8 protein-coding genes are annotated in these 6676 nt (G+C 34.5%); all 8 read right to left on the reverse strand.

Annotation, left to right across the window (positions count from 1 at the left end; all coding sequences use genetic code 11):
• Positions 1-509 (reverse strand): hypothetical protein (locus ABIL69_11515; GenBank protein ID MEO0124616.1); only part of this gene is annotated, 509 nt, incomplete at its 3' end.
• Positions 497-1399, reverse strand: a complete 903-nt coding sequence (locus ABIL69_11520) for a glycosyltransferase (GenBank protein ID MEO0124617.1) — start codon at positions 1397-1399, stop codon at positions 497-499. The genes ABIL69_11520 and ABIL69_11515, both read right to left, overlap by 13 nt.
• A gap of 142 nt (positions 1400-1541) precedes the next feature.
• A complete protein-coding gene (locus ABIL69_11525; GenBank protein ID MEO0124618.1) occupies positions 1542-2882 on the reverse strand; it encodes a flippase in 1341 nt (446 codons plus the stop codon).
• 106 nt (positions 2883-2988) lie between these two features.
• Positions 2989-3738, reverse strand: coding sequence for a class I SAM-dependent methyltransferase (locus ABIL69_11530; GenBank protein MEO0124619.1), 750 nt, complete (start codon positions 3736-3738; stop codon positions 2989-2991).
• A complete protein-coding gene (locus ABIL69_11535) occupies positions 3735-4616 on the reverse strand; it encodes a polysaccharide deacetylase family protein (GenBank protein ID MEO0124620.1) in 882 nt (293 codons plus the stop codon). The genes ABIL69_11530 and ABIL69_11535 overlap by 4 nt, the downstream gene beginning before the upstream one ends.
• Positions 4617-4694: 78 nt before the next feature.
• The gene (locus ABIL69_11540) at positions 4695-5054 is read right to left on the reverse strand and encodes a helix-turn-helix transcriptional regulator (protein ID MEO0124621.1); all 360 of its coding nucleotides are present in this window, start codon (positions 5052-5054) and stop codon (positions 4695-4697) included.
• The gene (locus ABIL69_11545) at positions 5051-5530 is read right to left on the reverse strand and encodes a hypothetical protein (protein MEO0124622.1); all 480 of its coding nucleotides are present in this window, start codon (positions 5528-5530) and stop codon (positions 5051-5053) included. The genes ABIL69_11540 and ABIL69_11545 overlap by 4 nt, the downstream gene beginning before the upstream one ends.
• A 38-nt stretch (positions 5531-5568) precedes the next feature.
• Positions 5569-6676: PAS domain-containing protein (locus ABIL69_11550; GenBank protein ID MEO0124623.1), on the reverse strand; the 1108-nt coding region annotated here is incomplete at its 5' end.

The raw sequence follows: 6676 nt of genomic DNA on the forward strand, positions 1-6676 counted from the left end.
TGAGGTAATGTGAAATGTCTTTCCACCAGCGTTTCTTTTATAGACTTGCTAATAACGACATTGACATCAATAAAGAATACATTGAGAAGATGATAAAATATGGGGCTAAATTTATGATGAATTTTTGAACTATCCAACATACTTATTGGTGGATTGCGGTAATGGACTATGATTTTGTGATGATAAAATAATTTAAGTATGACCGCGGACAATAAGTATGCCAGACCCAAGAAATGAATGTGGACAATCTGACCTTTGATTTCTTTCAGAGCATGCACCATATTTACAAGTGAGGAAATACTGAATCGCTTATTGGCAGTATGTTTGCAAATATATACCCGGCCATATTTTTCAAGTCGGTTAAGATAATCACGCCTTTCGCTAAACAAATATGCTACTTTACCATCATTTCTTTTTATAGTATCCGATAATAACTCAAGGCTTCGGATAAAGGCACCTGGACTCGGAGCAATGTAGTCTGCAGCAAATATAATATTTAACTTTCGCATCCCTTTTTTCGCAGCAATCTTCGTAATCGTGAAGTAATTTTGCTCGTTAATCTTTTTTTAAAAAAGTTGATGACAATTTTGTCATCAATCCTTTTTTTATATCTTATTAAATCACCAAAATAGCCAATCAAAAAAGGCACACTCCCTATATGAGGATAATCAAATGAATATTTGAATGAAGCAAAAAAGATAAAGATTGGGTCATACCCTAAGTAATACCTGCTTTTACCTATATCAATAAATCCATACCAGAAACCACCTCCACTCCAGGTGGGACGAAGATGAGTTATTTTTAAATCTTGAAAATTACGGGTTTTGTAACCCAGACACATCGCCCGTACAGTTGATACACTATCCGGAGCCCTTGTTAATCTCCAGCCGGTTTTTTCAAAACATTCTTTTGTCCAGAGCCTGGCTGCGCCACAGGGCCATTCCAGTGGTTCCTTTTCCCATATCGTTTTTTTACCTATTTTACATACTACAATCCCACTTGCAATCCCTAAATGTTTATCTTCCTCAAATTTTTTAATGAGTCTTTCAAAATAGTCATTGGGTAGTACTATATCAGCATCAAGGATTCCAATGTAGTCAAATGAATTGTGCCAAATTTTTCTGAAATATTCAAATCCCTCAGCAACAACCTTTGAATAATGGAATCCGATCTCGCGTTTTTTCTTTCCTTCAAGTCTTATTATTTTAATCCAAAATACCTTCTTTGCCCACTCCTGAAGTAGTTCGTATGAACCATCGGTGCTGCCGTCATCGACAAATATCCATAAAACAGGCTGAATGGTCTGATTTACCACACACCTGAGTAATTCAGGCAAAAATTTTATTTCGTTTTTTAATGGCGTAATGAGAACATACTTTCTATGTTCAATCGAATTCATAATAAGGTGTATAAAAGACTCTTATAGACTCGGCGTACTTAACTTGCCTCTTGTTTAATTGACATACCCGCAAGTATAAATTTAGAAAATAGAAGCTAAAAACAGATTGCATATATAATTTTCATTATTTAGCCCAACGAATCTATTTCGATGAACACAATAGATTTATATTCGCTTTTCTCAAAAATAATAATAGAATTAAGCAGGTAGAATACATTGTGCTCAAAAATGCAACAGCAGCTCCGAGATGAGCGAAAAATGGGATCAAAATAAATGCCAACCCAATGTTGATTAGAGCGGTAATTAGTAATGCTTTGGCCAGTTCGCGGTCCATTTTGAAAGGTAGCATGGTCTGAAATCCTAATACATTAGCAACTGCTCCTGCTAATGGCAAAAAAGCGAATATTTGCATTATAATAATTGATTCTTGATACATTGGTCCAAGGATTATTTTCACTATTATCCTAGAACCCAAAAGTATAGTAATAGCAAGAATAATTCCTATCGCAATATTTATATGCAGGATTTGCTTTAAAAACAAAACTGCTTCTTCTCTTTTTACATGGGCGGTTTTACTAATATAGGGAAAGACTGTTTGGGATAATGGTACTAATAAACGTTGTACTGCATATATCAATTTTTCAGCCGCGGCGTAATATCCCACTATTACATTATTCCAGAAGAGTCCGAGGATAAAAATATTGGTTGTAGAATATAGACTTATATTAGTGGTTGAAATAAAACTATACCAACCTTGTTTAATCTGCGAAAATATATTTTGAAGTTTTGGTGTTCTGAAGGTAATTCCAAACCTTAAAAAGGCAAGCAGCATACCCAAAATCCCTGATACCATATAACCAATAGTGTTAAACAAAGGAACATAAAAGTAATCATTAATATTCTTAATAAAAATGAATATGCACACAGTAAAAACACCTCTTTCCAAAACTGTAAGAATTGTAATATACTCCATCCTTTCCAATCCCAAAAATAGCCACACCGGAAAAAGGGTTTGGCCGATAATAATTCCAAATGTTAATATGTATACTAAAAAATCTTTTTTAAATTTGTCTATCTGCAGAAAGAGAAGAAAAACAAAAAAACAAAATGCCAAAAGTAGTGTTTTTGCATACATTACTGAACTAAAAATTTCGGCTAATTTATCCTTATTGTCACGATTGATTGATATTTCTCTCGTTGCCGAAAGTTCAAAACCATAATTAGTAATCAAAATGAAATATCCTATAAATGATTGGGCAAAAGCAATTAAACCGTATTTCTCAGGTCCGAGAACGCGAACTAAATATGGCAAAGAAATCAATGGGAAAACATAATTAGCAATTTGTACCACCATAAGAAATATAAAATTTTTTATTAATGGTTTAGTCTTAGAAACAGAAGTATGTTTATTTATGTGAATATCTTTTTGCTCAACGCTAGCGACAACTCTAAAACCCAAGATCTTCTTAATAATATTATCCATATTTTTTTTCACTATCCCCTGTTTTTTTCCCAAAACTTCAGGGAATTTTTTTAAAAATCACAAATAAACTAAACTAATACTACCCCTCGTTTTCAGATCACAAATATTAACCAAACTTTTTCTTGACCCCACAGATTATCCGTACATTACCGTGGTGAAGTTTTATGGCGAACGAAGTCAATTTAGTAATGAAATTACTGATTGCATATTGCCCCAGCAATGGGAACAACTGCTTATTTGTAGTGAAGACATCTCCAATAAGAACACCGGTATTGGAAAAAATTTCCTTAACTTGTTCTACCGTATATTCAATTATCACACTATCGCCCATTCTTTTGCCGGTTAGTTTACTGCTCCAGACAAAAATAAAGATCCCATTTTGATTCAAATGGTCAAAAATTTTTTCTGTAATGCTAATTGCCTCTTGAGGCGTATCAATCAAATTATAGGGTGGGAAATCACAGCAGAATATAAAGTCGAATTTGCACTTATTCTTAAAAGGCATATTGAATACGTCACCAACTATCCAATGAATTTTATCGCCGTAGAGCCTCTTCGCATTCATAATTCCTGTTTTGCTGTAGTCAATGCCTACGACATTAAATCCTAACTCAGCAAATAGATTACTGAACCAGCCAGTGCCACAACCCAAATCCAAAAGCAAATTTCCTCTTGGAATTTTATACTTCTCCACTATTCCTCTTACGAATGCCCTGTCTATATTCAAAGTCCGCCTGTAGTCTGCGATTGAGTATTTTCTATCATAAAAATTCCGGTCTATCGCCTGGCGTTCCGCAAAAGTTGCCTTTTTGAAATCGTTATTAAACTTTATCTCTTGTGGCGTTTCTGGTTTCATATTGTTGAATTCATTGTGTAGAATTCAACTATTTTATCTAAAGATGTAACCCACCCACCCTGGTCTAAAGCAATTTTTATAATTTCTTCATAAACACGCATTGCCTTGGGGAATTCATCTTCATTGAATACCCGCAGGTGCCACAGAATAACCATTACCCCACCCTTTTCTCTGATACATTCTATCAATTTTCTACATTCATTAAGTTGGTCGTCAAAAGTCTTTATCTTACTGAATAACACATAATCCATTAAAGTTAGGGGGACTACAACGAAATCATCATTAAAAGGTCTTACTGGAAAATATTTATTATCAGGAAAACCGATATCGTTATTTGAACCATAACTTGCGTCATAATGGAATCCAAGCTCCTTTTGTATCATCCAGGTTTTTGGGATTTTAAGATTGAGATAATGCTGGCGTACTCCAATCACTGGATTACCGATTATCTCCTCAAGGAGTTTCTTTTCTTTTTTCATGAGTTCCTTGTCTTTATAGGAATCATAAGAACCGTGCAAGCCAATTTCCCAATTATTATTATGCAGGAGATTAATAACCTCAATAATTTTCTCTTCCAAGAAATTTGCCCTTCCAATGGTGGAGAAAATTTCAGAAGGTCGTTTCAGATCTAAACGCTTTTTTTCATTTAAGAAAAAAAATGTAGAACGAACTTTATACTTTTCTTCTAAGTCCATTATGTTTTCAAAGTTCCAGTAAGGTTCTTTTTTACTGAAAAATGAAAGAATATGATAGGGTCTGAGGGTTTTTAGAAAATGGGTGAGATATTGATAGGTCTTTTTTGTTTCATCTACATCATGGCTTAGACCTAAGGCGAATTTGTAATCATCAGGCCAGATATGTTCTTGGGAACCATTCATTATTGTAAATTAAATTTGTAAAATTGATAGTTTTGAGATAATATTCAAATTCAAACTCCTCTGCGGACTTAAATGATTTTACTCTGCAAACCCAGATTGTTTCATTTTTCTGGTGACTATCTCTATTGGATATAGTGGCTTTCTGCAGGTGAGCCAGTCTATTGATACATTAAAAGTCTTGGATACTTTTTTCAATAATTTAAAAGGAACAGGATTACCCATTTTTTCATATTGATAGTATTGATTATAATCAACTTCCATTTTCCTGGCAAATGTCTTTTCATCAAGCTTAAGAAATTCCCGTAGTGTCCATAGTCTTTTATTGGGGGTTTCAATTCTTTCCAGAATAAGATTCTTCTGGTAGATTTCCAATGGCACCACCTTAATAGCAAATTCTCTTAATATTTCTAAAGCATTTAAATTATTTTTGAAATTCACTTTGAACCTTTCCTCAATTCCTCTAATTTATCAATATCAATCAGATCAAGAGCCCTGCCACTTTGTTTTTTCATTTTAATTAAATCAGCATAGGCGATTACTGAAATTTCAAAATCACCGACCTTTTTACGCACCACCTCTATATCAGAAAAATTTACTGTCAACAAAACATCTATTTGTAGCATTTGCTGGTCAGGATTATAGAAGGTAATCACTTTTGCATTCTTTTCTTGAATCCATATATTCCTTTTCTTTGCATCTGCAAGGTCCGTTGGTTCAATTGGGGGACCCGGTTTAAATTTGAGAAAATCCATTGCTTGTTTAAATCTTTTGACATTCTCTCGGGAGAAATCTACTATCAAATCAATGTCTTTTGTAAATCTTATGTATCCATACAATACTACTGCAACACCACCAACAACTGCATATCTTACTCTATATTTTTCAAGGGTTTGTAATATATCTTCTATCTTCAATTTTATAGGTAGTTGGGTTAATTAATTTTTAAGTAAAATTAGGATTTTTCAGACTCAACAAAAAACAATTCCAAAAACCGGATATTTCCTACCTCAACCGGATTGGCGAATATTTCAACCTCAATCTCCTTATAATTTTTATCCAGTAGTTTTGATTTCACAATCACCCTGCCTTTTGGAATCTGATTCAAAATTTCCCTGATCGTATTTTCTCTCGCATCACGCGCAAAAATATTCTCCCAATCCATATCAACCAGGTTTTCAGGGTCGTATTTTAGCAATTCTAAGGCTGATTGATTGGCATCAGTAATCTTATAGTCATCAAGGCCGACTACAATTATAGGGACCGTCGCATCTTCAAATAATCTTTCGTATTTTGCCATTGTCTGCGCTTGTTGCTCGGTTGCTATGTTTGGCTCATGTAGAAGATGGACAAGCCCACCACCATTGGCAAAGACCTGGGGATAGACACTGCAGGTCATTCTCTTTTTTATACCCTTGAAGGATAAAGTGTCAGTTACCGGTTCGCCACTATCCCTTGCCTTTTTCCCGGGACAATCTGGAACGGGCTCCTTTGAACAGTGTAAGATCTCATAACACTTTTGTCCAATTACTTCACTTACACCTTTACCCAGCATCTGGAAAGTCGCAAGATTAGCCCTGAGAATTTTGTAGTCAAAATCTGTAACAAAAATTGGTTCATCGATTGCATCAACCGTTGCCTCCCACTCCTTTTTTGCTGCAGTCACATTCAACAGAAGTCTTCTGTTTTCTCTCAATAATTCAACCTGACGCAGGGCACGATTGAGTGTTAGTTTTACTTTATCAGCACTCAATGGCAATATAATAAAGTTATTCAGTTGATAGGCTTCTATTTTTGCCAGAGCCTCAGTTATGGTATTGGCGGTAATCAATATTATTTCACTATCAGAACAAATTTTCTTTAAATCAGGAATGATATGATTAAATGGAAGTGTTGGAAGGTGAACATCCAAAAATATTACATCAAATTTTTCTGAACGACACTGAATTAAACAGGTGTCCGATGTATTAGCTGATTTTATCGTGTGTCCGGCACCTTCCAGGATATTACTTATTCCCTTAATTATCTCCTGATCCTGACTTACAACCAATATCTTAGCTTTC

Source organism: candidate division WOR-3 bacterium (assembly GCA_039802005.1).
In the GTDB taxonomy this organism is placed as follows: domain Bacteria; phylum Hydrothermota; class Tepidihabitantia; order SM23-42; family JAOAFX01; genus JAOAFX01.